Genomic DNA, 21,734 nt, shown 5'->3' with positions numbered 1-21,734 from the left:
GTGTGCTCACTGGGGAGATGCTCCGATGTGCGGGAAGGGAGGGACGAGGACGGGAGTGGCGGTGCTCGGAGTGATCAGGCCGAGCAGAACGACGCCAGGAGTGCCGGATCGGCGCCCGCGGGGCACGGGTCGAACGCGAAGACGACCCAGGTGCCCAGGGCGATCAGCGACACGACCGCGACGAGGATGCCGCCCTTGAAAGCGCGGGCCAGGAGAGGCGAGGTCGCGTAGTCGTTGACCAGCGTGCGCATGCCGTTGCCGCCGTGGATCAGCGCGAGCCACAGCATGAGGACGTCCCACCACTGCCAGAACGGGTTGGCGAGCTTGCCGCCGACGAACCCGAAGTCGATGGCCTTGATGCCGTCGCCGAGGAGCAGGTTGAAGATCAGGTGCCCGAAGATCAGGACGATCAGCACGACGCCGGAGGCGCGCATGTAGATCCAGCCCCACTTCTCCCAGTTGGACCCGGAGGAGCGGGTGGGAGTGTGCGGAGTCCGCGGAGCGGCGACGGTGCTCAATGGGCACCTCCCTCACTGAAGACGTTGATCAGGTGACGGGGTGCGAAGCCGAGCATGAGCACGACCCACAGGCCGATGACGACCCAGAAGAGCACGCGCTGGTTGCGGGTCGCCCAGCTCCAGAAGTCGACCAGGATGATCCGCAGGCCGTTCAGGGCGTGGAACGCGATCGCTCCGACCAGACCCGTCTCGCCGAGGCCCATGATCGGGTTCTTGTACGTGCCGATGACCGCGTTGTACGCCTCGGGGCTCACGGCGATGAGAGCCGAGTCGAGGACGTGCACGAGGAGGAAGAAGAAGATGGCGACACCGGTGATGCGGTGGAGCACCCACGACCACATGCCTTCGCGACCGCGGTAGAGGGTTCCGGCAGGTCGCCGGATCTTCCCCTGCTTCCGAGGTGCGAGGGTCTGAGCAGCTGGAACTGACACGGACAACCCTCCCTGGTTGTGGACTCCATCGGCCTGACCTGATCCGCGTCTCGTGGGCGCGGGCGGGGCGGGGGAGCGACGAGAAACTCGCCATCGAATTCTAAGCGCCGCCACAGACATCCGCGGCTTAGGCGAGCCTTAGCTGCGGGGTGCCACCGCGGCGGCGGCGCCGGCGGTCTCGTAGTGCAGCAGCAGTTCGTCGGTCAGCGCGCTCCAGGTGCGGTGCAGCACGCGGCGTCGGCCGGCCTCGCCGAGTCGGGCGCGCAGCCCTGGATCGCGGATCAGCCGCTCCACCTGCCTCCGCAGATCGGAGTCGCTCTCGGGCGCGTAGAGCAGCCCGTCGACGCCGTGCTCGATGAGGTCGGTCGGCCCGCCGGCGTGCGGGGCGACGACGGCCGTGCCCGAGGCCTGCGCCTCCTGGACTGTCTGGCCGAAGGTCTCCTCCGTCCCGGTGTGCACGAAGACGTCGAGCGCCGCGAAGGTGGCGGGCAGTCGTTCGCCGTCGAGCCGCCCGAGCATCCGCGCCTGCGGCCCGAGACGCGAGGCGACCCGGGCGGAGGAGGGGCCGTAGCCGCCGACGACGATCTCGGCTCCCGGGAGGGAGGTCAGGCAGGAGAGGCGCTCGACCCGCTTCTCGGGCGAGACCCGCCCGATGTAGCCGACGAGCGCGTCGCCCTCGGCGAGAGTCGCCCGAAGATCCAGAGCGTAAGGAGAGGAACGCATCCGCGGGTGGAAGCGGTCGCTCTGCACCCCGCGTCCCCACAGTGCGGTGCGCTCGATGCCGGCCGCAGCGAGGTCGTCGAGAGCGCTGCTCGAGGGGGCGAGCGTCAGATCGGCGCCGGCGTGGATCTGCCGGATCACCTTCCAGGCGAGGGCGCGAGCGCCGCGGATGCCGTAGCGGGCCGCGAAGCGCGCCACGTCGGTCTGGTAGATCGCGACGCTCGGCACTCCGAGGCGCCCCGCGGAGGCGATCGCGCGTGCCCCCAGTAAGAAGGGGGAGGCGATGTGCACGACGTCGGGTGCGAAGTCGGCGAGCTCGCGGGTGAGGGCGAGCGTCGGGATGCCCACGGGGAAGTCGCGGTAGGCGATCGCGGGGTGCTCCACGACGCGGTGACCCGCGTACGAGGAGGGCGCGCCCGCGGCGGGGCACACCACCAGCGCCTCGATCCCGCGGACCGCGAACTCGTCGAGCACCCGCAGGACGCTCGTGGTCACTCCGTTCAACGACGGAAGGAAGCTCTCGGTGACGACCGCGACTCTCACCCCCCGGACGCTACGCACCGCGTGTGAACGACGGCGCGCGACCGGGTGAACGGACGGTCGCGGTCGGGTGCCCTTGTATCCTGCGGACATGACACCACCTGAGACCGATGGCCGCGCCCCGCTCGACCGCTTCTACAGCGTGATCCCCGCCGGTGGGATCGGCTCGAGGCTGTGGCCGCTCTCCCGGGCCGATGCCCCGAAGTTCCTGCACGATCTGACCGGCTCCGGCCAGACCCTCCTCCGCGACACCTGGGACCGCCTCGCGCCGATCTCGGGCGCGGACCGCATCATGGTCGTCACGGGCCGGGCGCACCGCGCAGCCGTCGAGGAGCAGCTCGAGCACCTCGATGACCTCAACGTCGTCCTCGAGAGCGAGCCCCGCGACTCCTCCGCCGCCATCGGGCTCGCCGCGGCGATCCTCGAGCGCCGCGAGCCGGGAGTGATCATCGGCTCCTTCGCCGCCGACCACGTCATCAGCGGACAGCCCCTCTTCCACGACGCCGTCGCGGAGGCGGTCGTCGCCGCCGACGCCGGCTACATCGCGACCATCGGCATCACGCCGACCGAGCCCGCCGTCGGGTTCGGCTACATCCGCACGGGGGAGGACCTCGGGATCGAGGGCGCCCCGCACACCCTCGCGGTCGACTCCTTCGTCGAGAAGCCGGACGCCGACACCGCGCGCGAGTACGTGGCGAGCGGTCAGTACCTCTGGAACGCCGGCATGTTCATCGCCCGTGCCGACCGCCTCCTCGAGGAGCTGGGCCGGTCGAAGCCCCAGCTGCTCGCCGGCCTCCTCGAGCTCGCGGAGGCGTGGGACACCCCCGAGCGCGGCGCGGTGGTCGACCGCATCTGGCCGGGGCTCGAGAAGATCGCGATCGACTACTCGGTCGCCGAGCCGGCGGCCGCGGCCGGCAAGCTCGCCGTCATCCCCGGGCACTTCTCGTGGGACGACGTGGGCGACTTCGCGTCCATCGCGAAGCTGCACGCGAGCGGTCTGCGCTCCGACCTCGCGATCCTCGGCGAGGACGTCCGTGTCCTGGCCGACTCCGCGACCGGCATCGTCGTCAGCGGCGGCAACCGCCTCATCGCGCTCATCGGAGTGAAGGACATCGTCGTCGTCGACACCCCCGACGCCCTCCTCGTCACCACGACCGAGAACGCCCAGAAGGTCAAGGGCGTCGTCGACGCCCTCCGCCTCTCGGGCCGCACCGACGTCCTGTAGCCCACCCTGCGAAGCGCGGCCCTCCTCTTGGAGGTGCCGCGCTTCGCCGTTCCGGCCCCCTTTGCACCGCTGCGGATCACCGCTCCGCGCGGAACCCTGCACCACTCCAGCTCCCGATCGCGCTGCGCGCGGAGCCCTGCACCTGTCCAGCTCCCGATCGCGCTGCGCGCGGAGCTCACCCCGCGACCCCGAGGCGGCTCGCCCTGAAGGGGCGGCGTGCTGGGTCGGGGCGCTCAAGGGGAAGGGCCGCGAGCGGGAATCGCGTACCAGCGATTCCCGCCAGCCCGACGCAACACGCTCTGCAGAACCCACCCCCTCGAAAAGCCGACCGCGGGGGAGGAGGCGCCCCGCGCCTCCTCCCCAAGATCAACACTGTGTAACGCTTCCGGAGTTCCGCCTGAGGGACGACTGCGTATTCCGACAGGCAGGTAACGTGAAGGGATCGACGCCTGCAGCGCCAGCCGCGCGGGCCGAATCTTGGAGGACGAATCTTGACCATCACCACGCGTAAGGCCGCGTTCGGCGGCCTGGCCGCTCTGGGCGTCACCGCGCTTCTCGCCGGTTGCGCTTCCGCCCCCGAGGACAGCGGTTCGAGCGCCGCTGCCGGTGGCGACTTCCTGCCCTGCATGGTCTCCGACGCGGGCGGGTTCGACGACAAGTCGTTCAACGAGCTCGGCTTCAACGGCCTCACGAAGGCGTCCGAGGAGCTCGGTGTGACGCCGAAGACGGTCACCTCGGAGTCCGAGACCGACTACGCGCCGAACATCACGAGCCTCGTCGATCAGGGCTGCAACCTGATCATCACCGTCGGCTTCGCTCTCGCCGAGGCCACGTCGGCCGCTGCGGAGGAGAACACCGACATCGACTTCGCCATCATCGACGACGCGTCGATCGATCTGCCGAACGTCAAGCCGATCACGTTCGACACCTCGCAGTCCGCGTTCCTCGCGGGCTACGCGGCGGCCTCCTACTCGAAGACCGGCGTCGTCGGCACCTTCGGTGGAGCGCAGTACCCGACCGTCACCATCTTCATGGACGGCTTCGCGGACGGCGTGAAGTACTACAACGAGCAGAAGAGCGCCGACATCAAGGTCGTCGGCTGGGATGTCGACGCGCAGACCGGTTCGTTCACCGGAGGCTTCGCCGCCGGTGTCGAGGCCAAGTCGGCCGCGCAGTCGCTGATCGACCAGAACGCCGACGTCATCCTCCCCGTGGGCGGGCCGATCTTCCAGTCGGCCATCGAGGCCATCCGCGACTCCGGCAAGGAGATCGCGATGGTCGGTGTCGACGCCGACCTGTACGAGACCTACCCGGACGGCTCCGACCTGTACCTGACCTCCATCCTCAAGGGGATCGAGGCCGGCACGTCCGACGTCACCAGCACCGCCGGTGCCGACGCGTTCGACGCGACCCCGTACGTCGGCACGCTCGAGAACGACGGAGTCGGCATCGCGCCGTTCCACGACTTCGAGTCGAAGGTCTCCGCCGATCTGCAGGGCGAGCTCGACAGCATCAAGGAGGGCATCATCGACGGCTCGATCACCGTCGAGTCGCCCTCGGCGCCGGCCGCTTCCTAGCGCTCGGCACCAGAGGCCGGTCGGCCCGAGAGCATCTCGGAGTCGGCCGGCCTCTGGCGTTCCAGCGGACGCCTCCACAGGGGCCCTCTCCTCGATCCGTCCCCGTAGGGCTCCTCTCGGCGGCCGCGCCGCCCGCGCCGAAGTTAGATTGGTTCCATGAAGCTCGAACTCCGGGGCATCACGAAGCGCTTCGGTGCTCTCGTGGCCAACGATCACATCGATCTCACCGTCGAACCCGGCGAGATCCACTGCCTCCTCGGCGAGAACGGCGCGGGCAAGTCGACGCTCATGAACGTGCTCTACGGCCTGTACCAGGCCGAGGAGGGCGAGATCCTGCTGGACGACGTGGTCCAGACCTTCTCGGGGCCCGGTGACGCCATGAAGGCGGGCATCGGCATGGTCCACCAGCACTTCATGCTCGTACCGGTCTTCTCGGTCGCCGAGAACGTGATGCTCGGCCACGAGCAGACGCGGGCGGGCGGCCGCCTCGACCTCGCCGCCGCACGTGCGCGGGTCCGCGAGATCTCCGATCGCTTCGGCTTCGACGTCGATCCCGACGCGATCGTCGAGGACCTCCCCGTCGGCGTGCAGCAGCGCGTCGAGATCATCAAGGCGCTCTCCCGGGATGCGCGGGTCCTCGTGTTCGACGAGCCGACCGCGGTGCTGACCCCGCAGGAGACCGACGAGCTGATCGCGATCATGCGGCAGCTGCGCGCCTCCGGAACGGCGATCGTCTTCATCACCCACAAGCTGCGCGAGGTGCGGGAGGTGGGCGACCGCATCACGGTCATCCGTCTCGGCAAGGTGGTCGGCGAGGCCTCGCCCACCGCGAGCAACGCCGAGCTCGCGTCGCTGATGGTGGGCCGCGCCGTCGAGCTGACCGTGCAGAAGGAGCCGGCCCGGGCCGGGGACGAGGCGCTCGTCGTCAGCGCCCTCACGGTGCGCGACGCGAACGGGCAGGCCGTCGTCGACGATGTCTCGTTCGAGGTGCGCCGCGGCGAGATCCTCGCCATCGCCGGAGTCCAGGGCAACGGGCAGACCGAGCTCGCCGAGGCGATCATGGGATTGCAGGAGCGGGTCGAGGGCACGGTGACCCTCGACGGCAAGCGGCTCGACGGTCTGACCGTCCGCCGAGTGCTCGACTCCGGTGTGGGCTTCGTGCCCGAGGACCGCACCGAGGACGGCCTCGTCGCCGAGTTCACGATCGCCGAGAACCTGATGCTCGACCGCAGCGACGGCGGTCCGTTCGTCAAGGGCCTGAGCCTGCAGCTGAAGGACCTCGACCGCTTCGCCGAGGAGCGCGTGCGCGAGTTCGACGTGCGCGCCCAGGGCATCGGCACGCACGTGGGCCGTCTCTCCGGAGGCAACCAGCAGAAGGTCGTGCTCGCTCGCGAGCTGAGCCGGGAGCTCCGGCTGTTCATCGCCGCGCAGCCGACCCGCGGAATCGACGTCGGCTCGATCGAGTTCGTGCACAAGCGCATCGTCGAGACCCGCGACACCGGCGTCCCCGTGATCGTCGTGTCGACCGAGCTCGACGAGGTCGCGGCTCTGGCCGACCGCATCGCGGTCATGTACAAGGGCGGCATCATCGGCATCGTCCCCGCCGACACGCCCCGCGAAGTCCTGGGGCTCATGATGGCCGGGCAGTCGCCCGCCGAGAAGGGAGCGGCGGCGTGAGCGACGCGCAACTGCCGTCGGTCGATCCCGACGCCGAGTCCGAGAAGGCGTCCGGTCTCGAGCCGGGTCAGAAGCCCGGGCAGGAGGCGCGTCCCGGCCCGATCGAGAGCGGCGCCTCGCGCGTCCTCCGCGAGATCCTCTCCGGTACCGCGCTGATGTCGGTGCTCGCGGTCCTGCTGTCGCTGATCGCGGGCGGCGTGCTCATCGCCGCCACCGACAAGGACGTGCAGGCCGCCTCCGGCTACTTCTTCGCCCGTCCGCTCGACACGCTGCAGGCGATCTGGCAGTCCGTCGCCGGCGCGTACTCGTCGCTCTTCCAGGGCTCGGTCTACAACTTCCGGCGCGACGGCTTCGCGAACGGGATCAAGCCCCTGACCGACACGCTCGCCTTCGCGACCCCGCTGATCGCGGGCGGCCTCGGCGTCGCCCTCGCGTTCCGCGTCGGACTGTTCAACATCGGCGGCCGCGGTCAGATGCTGATCGCCGCGGCGTGCGCCGGGTGGGTCGGCTTCTCGTTCGATCTGCCGTGGGGAGTCCACCTCGTCATCACGCTCGCCGCGGGCATCCTCGGCGGGGCGCTCTGGGGCGGTCTCGTCGGGCTCCTCAAGGCGCGCACGGGCGCGCACGAGGTGATCCTCACGATCATGCTCAACTACGTCGCGTTCTACTTCGTGTCGTACCTGCTGCGCACCCCCGGGGCACTGCAGGCTCCGGGCTCGAACAACCCGAAGTCGCCGGGCATGAAGGAGACCGCGGTCTTCCCGGACCTCCTCGGCTCCGGCTACTCGCTCACCCTCGGCTTCGTGTTCTCGGTCCTGGCGACCGTCTTCGTCTGGTGGCTGCTGACCCGCTCGAGCATCGGCTTCAAGTTCCGCGCCGTCGGCGAGAACCCGCACGCGGCCCGGGTCGCCGGTATCGACGTCAAGGGCAGCTACGTCTGGGCCATGCTCCTCTCGGGCGGTCTCCTCGGCCTGGCCGGCAGTGCTCAGGTCATGGGCACCGTGACCACCGGCTTCACCTCGGGGATCGACGCCGGCATCGGCTTCGATGCGATCACCGTCGCGCTCCTCGGCCGGTCCCGCCCCTGGGGCGTGTTCTTCGCGGGCATCCTCTTCGGCGCCTTCAAGGCGGGTGGCTACTCGATGCAGGCCGCCGAGGGCGTCCCGATCGACGTCGTCCTGGTCGTGCAGTCCCTCATCGTCCTCTTCATCGCGGCACCGCCCCTGGTCCGCGCGATCTTCCGCCTCCCGACGCCCGGGGTCGCCCCCAAGCGCCGCCCGAAGCGCCGCACCTCGGAGGTGTCCGCATGACCGCCGTCGCCACCTCCGCCGCGCCCTCCCGCGTCGCGATCCGCAGCTGGAAGGCCCCGATCGCGTTCGGAGTCTTCGCGCTGCTCGCCGTCGTCCTCTTCGTGCTCCTCGGGCGCGACGGGACGAGCTCGTTCCGGCTCGCCGCTGGCAACGACTTCTTCGCTCTCCCCGACATCCCGTTCCCGACCAGGGCGACCGGAGTCGTCGTGGCGATCGTCACGGTGGCGCTCACCGCTCTGGCATTCGCGATGACGAGGGCCTCTCGGCGCATCCCGCTCTGGCTGTCGGCCGTCTTCGCACTGGTCTTCCTGATCGGCTTCCTCGTCTGGGCGTCGGCGGGAGCGGCCCTGCCCGTCTCCGGCCTCCTGCTCGGAACCGTCGGCCTCGCCACCCCGCTGATCTTCGGCTCGCTCGGCGGCGTGATCTCGGAGCGGGTCGGTGTCGTGAACGTCGCGATCGAGGGCCAGCTGCTCGCCGGTGCGTTCACCGCGGCGATGGTGGGCTCGCTCACCCGGCAGCCGGTCCTGGGGCTCCTCGCCGCGATGCTGGCGAGTGTGCTGGTCTCGTTCGTCCTGGCGGCGTTCGCGATCAAGTACGTCGTCGACCAGGTCATCGTCGGCGTCGTGCTGAACGTCCTGGTCACGGGTCTCACGAGCTTCCTCTACTCGCAGGTGCTGACCGCCGACGCGACCACCTTCAACTCGCCCGTCAAGTTCGACCGGCTGCCGATCCCGGTGCTGAGCCAGGTCCCGATCGTCGGCGCGGTGCTGTTCAACCAGACGGTCATCGTCTACCTGATGTACTTCGCGATCTTCGCGGTGTGGTGGGGCCTGTTCAAGACCAAGTGGGGCCTCCGCCTCCGCGCGGTCGGCGAGCACCCCCAGGCGGCCGACACCGTCGGCATCGACGTCGCGCGGACCCGGTTCTGGAACGTCTCGCTCGCCGGCGCCATCGCCGGTATCGGCGGCGCCTACTACACGCTCGACGCCGTCGGCGCCTTCGGCAAGGAGATGACGGCCGGTGCCGGCTTCATCGCCCTCGCCGCGGTGATCTTCGGCCGCTGGGACCCGATCCGCGCCACCCTGGCCTCGCTGCTGTTCGGCTTCGCGACGAACCTGCAGAACGTCCTCGGCGTGATCGGATCGCCGGTGCCGAGCGAGTTCATGCTGATGCTGCCGTACGTGGTCACGATCTTCGCGGTCGCGGGTCTCGTCGGGCAGTCCAGAGGGCCGGCCGCCGCCGGCAAGCCGTACCTGAAGTCCTGAGAGGAGTCGTCGTGACCGACATCGACTGGGAGGCGCTGCGTGCCGCGGCCCTCGAGGCCATGGGCCGCGCCTACGCGCCGTACTCGAACTTCCCGGTGGGCGCCGCAGCGCTCGTCGACGACGGGCGCGTGATCTCGGGCTGCAACGTCGAGAACGCGTCCTACGGGATCGGTCTCTGCGCCGAGTGCGCGCTGGTCTCCTCCCTCCACATGACGGGCGGAGGCAAGCTCGTCGCCTTCACCTGCGTCGACGGCAACGGCGCCACGCTGATGCCGTGCGGACGATGCAGGCAGCTCCTGTTCGAGCACTCCGCCGAGGGGATGGTGCTCGAGACCGTCTCCGGGCTCCGCACGATCGACGAGGTCATCCCCGACGCGTTCGGTCCGCGCACCCTGCAGGCCTACGCGGGGGAGTGACCACTCCACCGCCGACGACGACCCGAATCAGAGGACACGCATGACCGGCACGACCGCCCCCGTCGAGAGCTTCGACGCCGTCGACATCATCCGCACCAAGCGCGACCGCGGCTCCCTCTCGACCGCCGAGATCGACTGGCTGATCGACGCCTACACCCGCGGCTACGTCGCCGACGAGCAGATGGCCGCCTTCGCGATGGCCGTGCTGCTGAACGGCATGGACCGCGACGAGATCCGCGACCTTACGCTGGCGATGATCGCCAGCGGCGAGCGGATGCACTTCGACGGCCTCGGCAAGCGCACCGTCGACAAGCACTCCACGGGCGGGGTCGGCGACAAGATCACGCTCCCGCTGATGCCGCTCGTCGCCTCCTTCGGCGTCGCGGTCCCGCAGCTCTCGGGCCGTGGTCTCGGCCACACCGGCGGCACCCTCGACAAGCTCGAGGCGATCCCGGGCTGGCGCGCGGAGCTGAGCAACGACGAGATGTTCGAGCAGCTCCGCACGGTCGGAGGCGTCATCTGCGCCGCAGGGTCCGGTCTCGCCCCCGCCGACAAGAAGCTCTACGCGCTCCGCGACATCACCGGGACCGTCGAGGCGATCCCGCTGATCGCCTCGTCGATCATGTCGAAGAAGATCGCGGAGGGGACCGATGCCCTGGTCCTCGACGTCAAGTTCGGCTCCGGCGCCTTCATGACCGACATCGAGCGCTCGCGTGAGCTCGCCCGAGCGATGGTCGACCTCGGCAACGACGCCGGAGTGAGGACGACCGCGCTCCTGACCAACATGAACGTCCCGCTCGGCCTCGCCATCGGCAACGCCAACGAGGTGCGCGAGTCCGTCGAGGTGCTCGCGGGCGGCGGTCCCGCCGACATCCGCGAGCTCACGCTGGCCCTCGCCCGCGAGATGCTGGCCCTCGCCGGACTGCCCGACGCCGACGTCGAGGGCGCTCTCGACGGAGGAGCGGCGATGGACACCTGGCGCGCGGTGATCCGCGCCCAGGGCGGCGACCCCGACGCGGCGCTGCCCGTCGCCCGGGAGACCCACGTGGTCGTCGCCGAGCGCGACGGCGTCCTCGTCGAGCAGAAGGCCCTGCCCTTCGGCATCGCGGCCTGGCGCCTCGGCGCGGGCCGGGCGCGGCAGCAGGACGCCGTGCAGCACGCTGCGGGCATCGACCTGCACATCAAGCCCGGAGAACGCGTGCGAGCGGGCGACCCGCTCTTCACGCTGTCGGCCGACGAGCCGGCGCGCTTCGAGCGCGCGCTGGGCGCCCTCGAGGGCGCTTACCGGATCGGCGACGAGGGCGAGCCCGTTCTCGACGGCGGTCCGCTCGTCGCCGAGCGCATCGCCTGACCCGACACCACCACTCGTCGACTCGAGGTCGGCTCGCGGAATCCGTCGACGCGAGCCGCACCGGTACCGCGAGCCGGAGATCACCCCGATCGCGACCACCCGGTGAGGCCGGACGGCCGAAGCCCTAGGGTGGTCCGCGAACCGTCGTCCGACCCTGAGGAGCACCGTGACCGACACCACCGAGGAGTACCTCCTCCCGGGCGAGGGCATCCTGATCGACGACCTGCCGAAGGTCTCGCTGCACGACCACCTCGACGGAGGCCTGCGTCCCGAGACGATCGTGGAGCTCGCCGGCTCGGCCGGACTGCCCCTTCCTGCTCCCGACCCCGAGGCACTGCGGGACTGGTTCACCACGACCGCCGACTCCGGCTCGCTGACCGATTACCTGGCGACCTTCGAGACCACCATCTCGGTCATGCAGACGACCGCATCGCTCGAGCGGGTCGCCCGCGAGTTCGTCCTCGACCTCGCTGCCGACGGTGTCGTCCACGGCGAGGTGCGCTGGGCTCCCGAGCAGCATCAGCGCGAGGGCCTCACGCTCGACCAGGCCGTCGAGGCCGTGCAGGAGGGCATCGAGCAGGGCGTCCAGGAGGCGGCGGCCCACGGGTCGCGACTCCGCGTCGGCCAGCTGATCACCGCCATGCGCCACACCGACCGCTCGCTCGAGGTCGCGGAGCTGGCGCTGCGCCACCGCGAGCGCGGTGCGGTCGGGTTCGACATCGCCGGAGCGGAGGCGGGCTTCCCGGCCTCGTTGCACCGCCCCGCGTTCGAGATGCTCGCCGCCGCGCACTTCCCGGCCACGGTCCACGCGGGCGAGGCCGACGGTCTCTACAGCATCCGCTCGGCCCTGCTCGACGGCCGTGCGCTGCGGCTCGGGCACGGCGTGCGCCTCGCGGAGGACATCCGCATCGAGCGCCAGGACGACGACGCGAGCTACGTCACCCTCGGCGAGCTCGCCGAGTGGGTCAAGGACCGCGAGATCGCGCTCGAGCTGAGCCCCTCCTCGAACCTGCAGACCGGAGCGGTCGCCGCGTGGGGCACGGAGCTCGAGGACCACCCGTTCGATCTGCTGTACCAGCTCGGCTTCCGCGTGACGGTGAACACCGACAACCGCCTGATGAGCGGCACCAGCCTCAGCCGCGAGCTCGCGCTGCTCTCGGACGCGTTCGGCTACGACCTCGACGACCTCGAGGTCTTCCAGCTCAACGCCGCCCACGCCGCCTTCCTGCCGCTCGACGAGCGCCGCGACCTGGTCGAGACGATCACCGCCGGCTTCGAGGCGGCCTGACCATGCCTCTCGACCCCCTGTCCGATGAGGCGATCGCGCTTCGGCACCCGGCTGCCAGCTGGCGCGAGGCCGTGCTCGAGGCGGGGCGCGCCCTCGAGCGCAGCGGAGCCGTCGATCCCGCGTACTCCCGCCGGATGGTCGAGCAGATCGACGTACTGGGCCCGTACATCGTCATCGCGCCCGGTCTCGCCCTCGCGCACGCCCGACCGGGCAACGACGTCCTCGCCGACGGGCTCTCGGTCGTGACGCTCGCCGAGCCGGTCGCCTTCGGCCACACGACCAACGACCCCGTGTCGGTCGTGATCGGCATCGCCGCCACCCAGGCGCACGGACACGTGGGCTTCGTCTCGGGGCTCGCGGACGTGCTCAGCCGCCCCGATGCGATCGGCGCCCTGGCCGCGGCCAGGACACCCCGCAGCATCAACGCCGTCCTGTCGGGCGACGCCCCGGACATCGGAGGAACCTCATGAAGATCGTCACGCTCTGCGGAGCAGGGATCGGCACCTCGGCCATCCTGAAGCTCGGCGCCGAACGCGCCCTCGACGCCCTCGACCTCGAGGCGGAGGTCATCGCCTCCGACCTCGCCTCCGTCGACGCCCTGGCCGCCGACGCCCAGGTCATCCTGACCTCGAGCGAGCTCGTCGACCGCATCGGCAAGACGTTCGCCGAGGTCGTCGTCATCGACAACTACCTCGACCAGACCGAGATCACAGCGAAGATCGAGAAGGCGCTGGGCTGAACCGCTGCCGGCGCCCACGCGACGGCGGCGTCAGCGGCCCGTCAGGAGCTGGAGGGCGGAGCTGATGAGGACTCGGGCACGGGCCGACGTCATCCGGGCGGGTTCCTCTGCGGCCCGGGCGACGGCGATGCCGTCGAGAACGGCGAGGAGGAGCGCCGCGTCGTCGGGGCCGAACGCCGCGGCCGGGTGAGCGGCGTGCATCAGCGCGAGGACGACCCCCTCCGTGTGCGTCCACCCGGCACTGTGGATCGCGCGGATCTCGGGATCGGTGCCCGCGCGTGCGGCGAACGCGGTCCAGACCACCGCGTCGGCGAGATCGGCGTCCGCGACGCAGGCGATCTCGTCGCAGAACGCACGGAGCCGCACCTCTGCCGACGGCTCGTGCTCGAGTCGGGCCCGCATCCGGAGGCGGAACCGCTCTTCCACGCGCGCCATCGCGCCTGTCAGCAGCGCCTGCTTGGTGGGGAAGTGGTGCTGCACCGCGCCGACCGAGACGCCCGCCTCGGCCGCGACCGTGCGGATGCTGAGGTGCTCGGCGCCACGGGTCGAGAGCACTGTCACGACCGCTGAGAGGATGTCGCTCCTGCTCTCGCGCCGCTCCGTCATGCGTGCTCCCCTCGATCCGATCGCTTCAGCAGGCTACGCTGTCCCGCATGACCAATACAGTTGTATTGCCGCGTCCATCCGATTCGAGTTCGCGGATCGCCTCGCTCGACGTGATCCGAGGCATCGCTGTCATCGGGACCCTCGGCACCAACATCTGGCTGTTCTCCCACCCGTGGGGGATGCTCGGGATGCTGTCGACCCCCGTGACCACCGGGACGTCCTCCGCCGATCAGACCGTCCAGCTCGCGCTCATGGCGCTCGCCCAGGGCAAGTTCCTCGCTCTGCTCTCGCTCACGTTCGGAATCGGACTCGCGATCCAGCACGCGTCCGCCGTGCGACGGGGGCTGCACTGGCCCGGCCGCTACCTGTGGCGTGCGACGCTGCTCCTGGTGGACGGCGCGGTCAACTACGTGCTGATCGCGGAGTTCGACGTGCTGATGGGGTACGCGGTGACCGGCGCTGTGGTCGCCTGGCTGCTGCTGACGAGACCGCGGACCCAGCATCGAGCGGTGATCGTCTTCGGGACGCTGCACGTCCTCCTGATCTCCGCCCTCGTGGCACTCGCCGCGGCGGACTCCGGGGCGGTAGACCAGGGCCCCGCCGGACGGAGTCCGTACGCGGACGAGTCCTTCCTCGGACTCGCGCTCTTCCGGCTGCAGAACGTCGGGGTCTTCCGCGCGGAGCCCGTGCTGATCGGATTCCTGACCATCGCGATGTTCCTCCTCGGTGCACGACTGCTCCGCGCAGGTCTGTTCGCCGAGGAGGGGCGCCGTCTGCGCCGCCGGCTGATGATCCTCGGCGCCGTCGCCGCCCCTGTCGACCTCGCGCTCGGGCTGTCGGGGAGCGCGGCCGGGCTGCTGGCCGAGCGCTACCTCCTCGCTCCGCTCGTGGGGCTGGGCCTGCTCGCGCTTCTCGCCGAGCTCGGACTGCGTCGGGGCAGCGACGGTTGGGCCGCCCGACGTGCGCGCGAAGTGGGTCGCGTCGCCCTCAGCGCCTACGTGCTGCAGAATCTGCTGGGCGGCGCCCTCTTCTACGGCTGGGGCCTCGGCCTCGCGACGGCTGCGGGGGAAGGGCGGGTGCCGGTCACCGTCGGTGCTTTCGTGCTCGTCGCGTCGATCGTCGTGCTCAGCGCGCACCTGTGGCTCCGCCGGTTCGAGCTCGGCCCGGTCGAGTGGCTCTGGAAGCGCGGGGAGCGGATCGGAACGGGTGAGTCACGCTGACGGCGCCCGTCGTCGCGACCACGGATCATCAGGCGAGCAGCGCCGCCGCTCCCTCGCGCAGCGCGACGATGCGCTGCTGCACATCGGAGCGGCGGCTTCCGGCGTCCGGGGCGGACGACCACGCGTCGAGGTAGAGCTTCACCTTGGGCTCGGTGCCGCTCGGGCGCGCGATGAGGCGCGCCCCGTCGAGAGTGAAGCGCAGCGCATCCGTCGGCGGAAGTGCCCCGCCCGGGGCGAGCAGGTCCTCGGAGCGCTCGACGGAAAGCCCGCCGATCGTCGTCGGAGGCTCCGCTCGCAGCCGCGCCATGATGCGCGCGATCTCGGAGAGCTCGGTGACGCGCAGCGAGATCTGCGCTGAGCCGAACAGTCCGAAGCGCTCGGCGAAGGCGTCGAGCTCATCGGCGATCGTCCTCCCGTCGTCGGCGAGCGAGCTCGCGAGCGAGAGGAAGGCGAGCGCCGCCGAGATCCCGTCCTTGTCGCGGACCGTCCGCGGATTCACGAGGTAGCCGAGCGCCTCCTCGTAGCCGAAGACGAGATCGGGCACCCGGGAGATCCACTTGAAGCCGGTGAGCGTCTCGACGAAGTCGAGCCCGTAGTCGGCCGCCACCGCGCCGAGGGCGGGGGAGGAGACGATCGAGCAGGCCAGCGCACCGCCGGAGCGGCCGTCGAGACGCGCCTCCTCGGCCGCTCGCCAGCCGAGCAGCGCTCCCACCTCGTTCCCCGTCAGCCGTCGGAAGCCGTCGGACGAGGCGTCCGGGATCGCCGCGGCGAAGCGGTCGGCGTCGGGATCGTTCGCGATGATCAGGTCGGCACGGCCCGAGCGGGCGGTGGCGAAGGCGAGATCGAGCGCGCCGTCCTCCTCGGGGTTCGGGAAGGACACCGTCGGGAACGCCGGATCCGGCTCGATCTGCTCGACGACGACCGCCGGCTCGTCGAAGCCAGCGGCCGAGAAGACCCGGTGCGCCGTCTCCCAGCCGACGCCGTGCATCGCGGTGTACACGACCCGGAGGGGAGCGACCTGGCGCCCGCCGGCCGCGGTGGCGCTGATGTAGGCGGCCACCACCGATTCGTCGGCGATGCGGTACTCGCTGCGCGGCAGTTCCGGGACGCGCCGGTCGCGGGCGACGGCGAGGATCCGCTCGGCGATCTCGGAGTCCACCGGCGGCACGATCTGCGATCCCTCGTCGGCGCCACCGAGATACACCTTGTAGCCGTTGTCCTGCGGCGGGTTGTGACTCGCCGTCACCATGACGCCGGCGTCGGCGTCGAGGTGGCGCACCGCGAAGGCGAGGACGGGGGTGGGAAGCAGGCGCGGCAGCAGGACCGCGTCGACTCCGGCGCCCGCCATGAGGGCTGCGGAGTCCTCGGCGAAGATCCGCGAGTTCTTCCGGCCGTCGTACCCGATCACGACGACGGGGCGCCGTCCTCCGCGCGCGAGCAGGTGGTCGGCGATGCCGACGGCCGCCTGTGCCACGAGCACGCGGTTCATCCGGTTGGAGCCGGCCGCGATCGCCCCTCGGAGTCCCGCGGTGCCGAAGGCGAGGCGTTCACGGAAGCGGTCGTCGAGCTCGGCGGAGGCGGCGGCATCGCCCGCGGAATCCGCCTGAAGCAGATCGACGAGCTCCTGGCGCGTCTCGGCGTCGGGGTCCTGCGCGAGCCAGGCCTCGGCGAGGGCACGGACGTCGCTCACAGCGTGCTCGTGATCCCCGCGAGCAGGCGCGCGAGGTCGTCCTCGGCGTTCCGGCCCGCCTCGAGGACCTCCTCGTGGCTCAGCGGCGTCTTCTGGATGCCCGCGGCGAGGTTCGTGATCAGCGACATGCCGAGCACCTCCATCCCGGCCTCGCGTGCGGCGATCGCCTCGAGCGCGGTCGACATGCCGACGATGTGGCCGCCGATGATCCGCGCCATCTGCACCTCGGCGGGGGTCTCGTAGTGGGGTCCGCGGAACTGCACGTAGACACCGTCGTCGAGGTCGGCCCTGGTGTCGCGCGCGAGCGCGCGCAGGCGCGAGGAGTAGAGGTCGGTGAGATCGACGAACGTGGCGCCCTCGAGCGGGGAGTCGGCGGTGAGGTTGATGTGGTCGCTGATCAGCACGGGGGTACCGGGCGTCCAGTGCTCCTTGATCCCGCCGGCGCCGTTGGTCAGGATCATGACGGACGCGCCGGTCGCCGCGGCGGTGCGGACGCTGTGCGCGACCCGTCTCACTCCGTAGCCCTCGTAGTAGTGAGTGCGCGCACCGATGATGAGCGCGCGCTTGCCGGTGGGCAGCAGCACCGAGCGGAGCGATCCGCCGTGGCCGTGCACCGCGGGCTTCGAGAAGCCGAGGATGTCGGAGGCGTCGATCGTCGCGGTCGTCTCGCCGATCGCGTCGGCGGCCTTTCCCCAGCCGCTGCCGAGGGTGAGAGCGATGTCGTGCCTCTCGACTCCGGTCGCCTCGGCGATCCGGGAGGCGGCTTCAGCGGCGATCGCGAAGGGATCGGCGTCGGGGGAATCGAGCGGATTCGGGGTCTGGTCGGCCATTCACCCACCCTATCCAGGGAGCGCAGGGGAGGGCCCGCCTCGCCCGGTGCTCTGCGATTGGGCGGTTTCCCAGCGAGAAGGGATGATGGAGGCATGGCTTACGAGTTCGAGCGCACGCAGAGGATCGCCGTACTCGGAGGAGGACCCGGAGGCTACGAAGCCGCCATCGCCGGTGCTCAGCTCGGCGCCGAGGTCACCCTGGTCGAGCGGGTGGGCGTCGGCGGCTCGGCCGTCATCACCGACGTCGTCCCGTCGAAGTCGCTCATCGCGACGGCGGAGGCGACAAACGCCATCGGTGAGGCGGCCGACCTGGGCGTGCAGTTCTTCACCCGCTCCGAGCAGACCAACAAGCCGGTCCGCCCCGAGGTCGCCGTGAACCTCGCCACCGTCAACAAGCGCCTCCTGGGGCTCGCGCGGCAGCAGTCGGAGGACATGCGCGCCAATCTCGTCCACCACGGCGTGAAGATCATCCAGGGCGACGGGCGCCTCGACGGCTCGAACGCGCTGATCGTGTCGACCGCCGCGGGCGGCGAGGGCATGGACTTCGACCGGATCGAGGCCGACACGATCGTCGTCTCGGTCGGCGCGAGCCCGCGCGTGCTCCCGACCGCCGCCCCCGACGGCGAGCGGATCATGAGCTGGACCCAGCTCTACAACCTCAAGTCGGTGCCCGAGCACCTCATCGTCGTCGGCTCCGGCGTGACCGGCGCCGAGTTCGCCTCCGCCTACCGTGCCCTGGGTGCGAGGGTCACTCTGATCTCCTCCCGAGACCAGGTGCTGCCCGGCGAGGACGCCGACGCCGCCGCGGTCATCGAGAACGTCTTCAAGCGCAACGGCATGGTCGTGCTCTCGAAGTCGCGAGCCGACCGCGTGGAGCGCACCGAGACGGGCGTGCGGGCCGTGCTGTCCGACGGACGGGTCGTCGAGGGGTCGCACTGCCTGATGGCGGTCGGCTCCGTGCCGAACACGTCGGGCATCGGCCTCGAGGACGCCGGCGTGCAGCTCACCGACTCGGGCCACATCCGCGTCAACCGCGTCGCACGCACGAGCGTGCCCTCGATCTACGCGGCGGGCGACTGCACGACGTTCCTGCCGCTCGCCTCCGTCGCCGCCATGCAGGGCCGCACCGGCGTGTTCCATGCCATGGGCGACGCGGTCAACCCGACCGAGGTGCGCAACGTCGCCGCGAACATCTTCACCCAGCCCGAGATCGCGACGGTCGGCTGGAGCCAGCGCGAGATCGAGGAGGGCATCGCTCAGGGCGAGATCTACAAGCTGCCGCTCGCCGCGAACCCGCGCGCGAAGATGATGGGCATCCGCGACGGCTTCGTGAAGCTCTTCGCGCGCACCGGCTCCGGCACCGTCATCGGAGGCGTCATCGTCGCCCCGAAGGCGAGCGAGCTGATCTTCCCCCTCGCCCTGGCCGTCGAGCACCGCCTCACCGTCGACCAGGTCGCCCGCGCCTTCACCGTCTACCCGAGCCTCACCGGCTCCATCTCGGACGCGGCGCGCGCGATGCACATCGTCGGCTAGCGCCGACGGCCGCGCCTTTTTCGGAGCCGCTCCCTGCGCGGCTCCGCGCGGTCGGCTCGGTCACGTGGTGCGTTCCGCGGAGCGGGTCGTGTCGGGCTGTCTCGAATCGCTGACACGCGATTCTCGATCGCGCCCTCCTCGGTGTTCATTCCGGAGCTGCTCCCTGCGCGGCTCCGCGCGGTCGGCTCGGTCACGTGGTGCGTTCCGCGGAGCGACGCGACCCGCTCTGCGGAGCGCACCACTTCGACAAGCCGACTGCGCCGAGCCGCGCGAGGAGCGGCTCGGAAGACAACTCAGACGATCGACAGCAGCACGTGGCCGGAGGAGACGGTCGTGCCGGCCTCGGCGGCGAGGCCGCGGACGGTGCCGTCCTTGTGAGCGGTGAGCGGCTGCTCCATCTTCATGGCCTCGAGCACGATGACGAGGTCGCCCGCGACGACGGTGTCGCCCTCGGCGACGGCGACCTTCACGATGGTCGCCTGCATCGGCGCGGTGACCGAGTCGCCGGTGACGGTGCTCACCGATCCGGCACCGCGGCGCTTGGGAGGCGCGGAGACGCTGCCGCGGGCGGGAGCCGATCCGATGAGGTCGCTGGGCAGCGACACGTCGACCCGCCGTCCGTCGACCTCGACGACGACGCTCTGGCGGGCGCCCGGCTCGGGGATCGCGCCGGGCTCGCCGCTCCACGCCTCGATGGTGTTCTCGAACTCGGTCTCGATCCAGCGCGTGTAGATCGAGAAGGGGGCGTCGCCCTCCGGCGCGAAGGCCGGGTCCTCGACGATCACCCGGTGGAACGGCAGGACGGTGGGCAGGCCAGTGACCTCGAACTCGGCGAGGGCGCGGCGGGAACGCTGGAGCGCCTCCTCGCGGGTGCTGCCGGTGACGATGAGCTTCGCGAGCAGGGAGTCGAACGACCCCGAGATGACATCGCCGGCGACGACGCCGGAGTCGACGCGCACGCCCGGTCCGCCGGGGGCCTTGAACACGTGGATGGGTCCGGGGGCGGGCAGGAAGCCGCGGCCCGCGTCCTCGCCGTTGATGCGGAACTCGAAGGAGTGCCCGCGCGGCTCCGGGTCGTCGTAGTCGAGCGTCCCGCCCTCGGCGAGTCGGAACTGCTCGCGGACGAGGTCGATGCCGGTGACCTCCTCCGACACGGGGTGCTCGACCTGCAGGCGCGTGTTGACCTCGAGGAACGACACGGTGCCGTCCTTGCCGATCAGGAACTCGCAGGTGCCGGCGCCGACGTACCCGACCTCGCGGAGGATCGCCTTCGATGCCCGGTAGAGCTCGGTGTTCTGCGCCTGGGTGAGGAACGGCGCTGGCGCCTCCTCGACGAGCTTCTGGTGCCGGCGCTGCAGCGAGCAGTCGCGGGTCGAGACGACGACGACGTTGCCGTGCGAGTCGGCGAGGCACTGGGTCTCGACGTGGCGCGGCTGGTCGAGGTACTTCTCGACGAAGCACTCGCCGCGCCCGAAGGCGGCGACGGCCTCGCGGGTGGCGGAGGCGAACAGCTCCTCGATCTCGCCGCGCTCGCGGGCGACCTTCAGACCTCGGCCGCCGCCTCCGAACGCCGCCTTGATCGCGACGGGCAGGCCGTACTGGTCGACGAACTCGAGGACCTCGGCAGCACCCGAGACGGGATTCAGCGTGCCGGGAGCGAGGGGGGCGCCCACCTTCTCGGCGACGTGGCGGGCCGAGACCTTGTCGCCGAGGCGCTCGATGGCCTCGGGACTCGGGCCGATCCAGATGAGGCCGGCGTCGATGACGGCGCGCGCGAAGTCGGCGTTCTCGGCGAGGAACCCGTAGCCCGGGTGGACGGCGTCGGCGCCGGAGCGGCGGGCGACGGAGAGGATCTTGTCGACGACGAGGTAGGTCTCGGCGCTGGTCGTGCCACCGAGCGCATAGGCCTCATCGGCGAGGCGGCTGTGCACGGCGTCGCGGTCCTGGTCGGCGTAGACGGCGACGGAGGCGATCCCGCTGTCACGGGCGGCACGGATGACTCGGACGGCGATCTCGCCTCGGTTGGCGATGAGCACCTTCGTAATGCGTGACATGGTCCCCAACACTAGGGGGCTGCTCGGCGATGCCCGGCGCGGCGCTCCACAAAGAAGAGGGGGTGCTTCGTCGGTTCCGCACAAGCCGGCGGAGGCTCGTCAGCGGTTCCAGAGCGACGGCCAGTCGATCCCGAATCCGCGCACGAGGGAGCGCAGCGTCGGCACCGACATCCCGATCACGGTCGAGGGGTCGCCCTCGATCCGCGTTATGAAGCCGGCGGCGAGCCCGTCGATGGTGAAGGCGCCGGCGACCTCGAGGGGCTCGCCGGTGGCGATGTAGGCGTCGATCTCGGAGTCGTCGAGGTCGGCCGCGAAGGTGACGGCGGCCGAGGTGACCGCACCGGCCTCGGCGTTCAGCCGCCCGCCGCGGTGGTCGATCAGCCAGTGCCCGGAGTGCAGGTGCCCGGTGCGGCCGCGCTGAGCGTGCCAGCGCTCGCGGGCCCGCTCCGGCTCGTGCGGCTTGCCGTGCACGATGCCGTCGAGCACGAAGGCGGAGTCGCCGCCGAGGACGAGCCCGTCGACCTCCGGCCCGAGGACGGCAGTGGCCTTCGCACGGGCGAGGAGCGCGACGGTCGCGTCCGCGTCGAGCGCGGCCCCGCCCCCCGCCTCGGCGCGGGCGACCGCGGCCGGCTCGTCGACCTGCGACGGCGCGACGACGGGCTCGATGCCGGAGGCGCGCAGCAGCGCGAGGCGTGCGGGGGAGGTGGAGGCGAGGTAGAGGCGCACGCGGGCTCCCTGCGGTCG

20 protein-coding genes are annotated in these 21,734 nt (G+C 71.0%); 12 read left to right on the top strand and 8 right to left on the bottom strand.

Features of this window, described 5'->3' with window-relative positions:
• Nucleotides 1-74 precede the first annotated feature (74 nt).
• From ASG06_RS19120 to ASG06_RS19110, 3 genes are all read right to left on the bottom strand, one after another.
• Nucleotides 75-518 carry a succinate dehydrogenase hydrophobic membrane anchor subunit gene (locus ASG06_RS19120; protein ID WP_056045400.1) on the bottom strand — a complete coding sequence of 148 codons (444 nt, stop codon included), beginning with the start codon at nt 516-518 and terminating at the stop codon, nt 75-77.
• The gene (gene sdhC / locus ASG06_RS20550; RefSeq protein WP_442965621.1) at nt 515-949 is read right to left on the bottom strand and encodes a succinate dehydrogenase, cytochrome b556 subunit; all 435 of its coding nucleotides are present in this window, start codon (nt 947-949) and stop codon (nt 515-517) included. Before sdhC ends, ASG06_RS19120 begins: the two co-directional genes overlap by 4 nt.
• A gap of 138 nt (nt 950-1,087) precedes the next feature.
• Nucleotides 1,088-2,212: a glycosyltransferase family 4 protein gene (locus tag ASG06_RS19110; protein ID WP_056045396.1), complete on the bottom strand. Its 1,125-nt coding sequence runs from the start codon at nt 2,210-2,212 to the stop codon at nt 1,088-1,090.
• Nucleotides 2,213-2,300: 88 nt separating this feature from the next.
• On the opposite strand from ASG06_RS19110, the gene ASG06_RS19105 reads away from it, so the two are divergent.
• The 10 genes from ASG06_RS19105 to ASG06_RS19060 all read left to right on the top strand — a co-directional run bounded on the left by ASG06_RS19105 (nt 2,301) and on the right by ASG06_RS19060 (nt 13,057).
• A complete protein-coding gene (locus ASG06_RS19105; RefSeq protein WP_056045393.1) occupies nt 2,301-3,434 on the top strand; it encodes a mannose-1-phosphate guanylyltransferase in 1,134 nt (377 codons plus the stop codon).
• 491 nt (nt 3,435-3,925) lie between these two features.
• Nucleotides 3,926-5,011 (top strand): BMP family lipoprotein, encoded by a 1,086-nt coding sequence (locus ASG06_RS19100; RefSeq protein WP_056045391.1) that lies wholly within the window; start codon nt 3,926-3,928, stop codon nt 5,009-5,011.
• 156 nt (nt 5,012-5,167) lie between these two features.
• Nucleotides 5,168-6,688, top strand: a complete 1,521-nt coding sequence (locus ASG06_RS19095; protein ID WP_056045388.1) for an ABC transporter ATP-binding protein — start codon at nt 5,168-5,170, stop codon at nt 6,686-6,688.
• Nucleotides 6,685-7,998 carry an ABC transporter permease gene (locus tag ASG06_RS19090; protein ID WP_231727857.1) on the top strand — a complete coding sequence of 438 codons (1,314 nt, stop codon included), beginning with the start codon at nt 6,685-6,687 and terminating at the stop codon, nt 7,996-7,998. The genes ASG06_RS19095 and ASG06_RS19090 overlap by 4 nt, the downstream gene beginning before the upstream one ends.
• Nucleotides 7,995-9,263 (top strand): ABC transporter permease, encoded by a 1,269-nt coding sequence (locus ASG06_RS19085; RefSeq protein WP_056045383.1) that lies wholly within the window; start codon nt 7,995-7,997, stop codon nt 9,261-9,263. Before ASG06_RS19090 ends, ASG06_RS19085 begins: the two co-directional genes overlap by 4 nt.
• Before the next feature lie 11 nt (nt 9,264-9,274).
• Complete coding sequence (locus ASG06_RS19080; protein WP_056045380.1) at nt 9,275-9,679, top strand: cytidine deaminase; 405 nt, start codon at nt 9,275-9,277, stop codon at nt 9,677-9,679.
• Nucleotides 9,680-9,719: 40 nt separating this feature from the next.
• A complete protein-coding gene (locus ASG06_RS19075) occupies nt 9,720-11,030 on the top strand; it encodes a thymidine phosphorylase (protein WP_056045377.1) in 1,311 nt (436 codons plus the stop codon).
• A gap of 166 nt (nt 11,031-11,196) precedes the next feature.
• Nucleotides 11,197-12,318 (top strand): adenosine deaminase, encoded by a 1,122-nt coding sequence (locus ASG06_RS19070; RefSeq protein ID WP_056045372.1) that lies wholly within the window; start codon nt 11,197-11,199, stop codon nt 12,316-12,318.
• Between the two features lie 2 nt (nt 12,319-12,320).
• Entirely contained in the window at nt 12,321-12,788 is a 468-nt protein-coding gene (locus tag ASG06_RS19065; protein ID WP_056045367.1) for a PTS sugar transporter subunit IIA, read from the top strand.
• The gene (locus tag ASG06_RS19060; RefSeq protein ID WP_056045364.1) at nt 12,785-13,057 is read left to right on the top strand and encodes a PTS sugar transporter subunit IIB; all 273 of its coding nucleotides are present in this window, start codon (nt 12,785-12,787) and stop codon (nt 13,055-13,057) included. The genes ASG06_RS19065 and ASG06_RS19060 overlap by 4 nt, the downstream gene beginning before the upstream one ends.
• A 30-nt stretch (nt 13,058-13,087) precedes the next feature.
• On the opposite strand, the gene ASG06_RS19055 is transcribed toward ASG06_RS19060, so the two are convergent.
• Nucleotides 13,088-13,663: a TetR/AcrR family transcriptional regulator gene (locus ASG06_RS19055; RefSeq protein ID WP_056045362.1), complete on the bottom strand. Its 576-nt coding sequence runs from the start codon at nt 13,661-13,663 to the stop codon at nt 13,088-13,090.
• A 110-nt stretch (nt 13,664-13,773) separates the two neighbouring features.
• On the opposite strand from ASG06_RS19055, the gene ASG06_RS19050 reads away from it, so the two are divergent.
• The gene (locus ASG06_RS19050; protein WP_231727855.1) at nt 13,774-14,883 is read left to right on the top strand and encodes a DUF418 domain-containing protein; all 1,110 of its coding nucleotides are present in this window, start codon (nt 13,774-13,776) and stop codon (nt 14,881-14,883) included.
• 28 nt (nt 14,884-14,911) lie between these two features.
• Here ASG06_RS19050 and ASG06_RS19045 read toward each other — a convergent pair whose 3' ends face one another.
• Nucleotides 14,912-16,573, bottom strand: coding sequence for a phospho-sugar mutase (locus ASG06_RS19045; RefSeq protein WP_056045355.1), 1,662 nt, complete (start codon nt 16,571-16,573; stop codon nt 14,912-14,914).
• Complete coding sequence (locus ASG06_RS19040; RefSeq protein ID WP_056045352.1) at nt 16,570-17,403, bottom strand: purine-nucleoside phosphorylase; 834 nt, start codon at nt 17,401-17,403, stop codon at nt 16,570-16,572. The genes ASG06_RS19045 and ASG06_RS19040 overlap by 4 nt, the downstream gene beginning before the upstream one ends.
• A gap of 93 nt (nt 17,404-17,496) precedes the next feature.
• On the opposite strand from ASG06_RS19040, the gene ASG06_RS19035 reads away from it, so the two are divergent.
• Complete coding sequence (locus ASG06_RS19035) at nt 17,497-18,936, top strand: NAD(P)H-quinone dehydrogenase (protein ID WP_056045349.1); 1,440 nt, start codon at nt 17,497-17,499, stop codon at nt 18,934-18,936.
• A gap of 293 nt (nt 18,937-19,229) precedes the next feature.
• Here the strand turns inward: ASG06_RS19035 and ASG06_RS19030 are convergent, their stop codons facing one another.
• Nucleotides 19,230-20,990: an ATP-binding protein gene (locus tag ASG06_RS19030; RefSeq protein WP_056045345.1), complete on the bottom strand. Its 1,761-nt coding sequence runs from the start codon at nt 20,988-20,990 to the stop codon at nt 19,230-19,232.
• A 99-nt stretch (nt 20,991-21,089) separates the two neighbouring features.
• Nucleotides 21,090-21,716 (bottom strand): Maf family protein, encoded by a 627-nt coding sequence (locus ASG06_RS19025; protein ID WP_056045342.1) that lies wholly within the window; start codon nt 21,714-21,716, stop codon nt 21,090-21,092.
• Nucleotides 21,717-21,734: the final 18 nt, after the last annotated feature.

It is taken from the genome of Rathayibacter sp. Leaf185 (assembly GCF_001423885.1).
Classification (GTDB): Bacteria; Actinomycetota; Actinomycetes; order Actinomycetales; family Microbacteriaceae; genus Rathayibacter.
The sequence above is the reverse complement of the archived record's forward strand: the minus strand, read 5'-3'. Positions and strand labels throughout refer to the sequence as shown.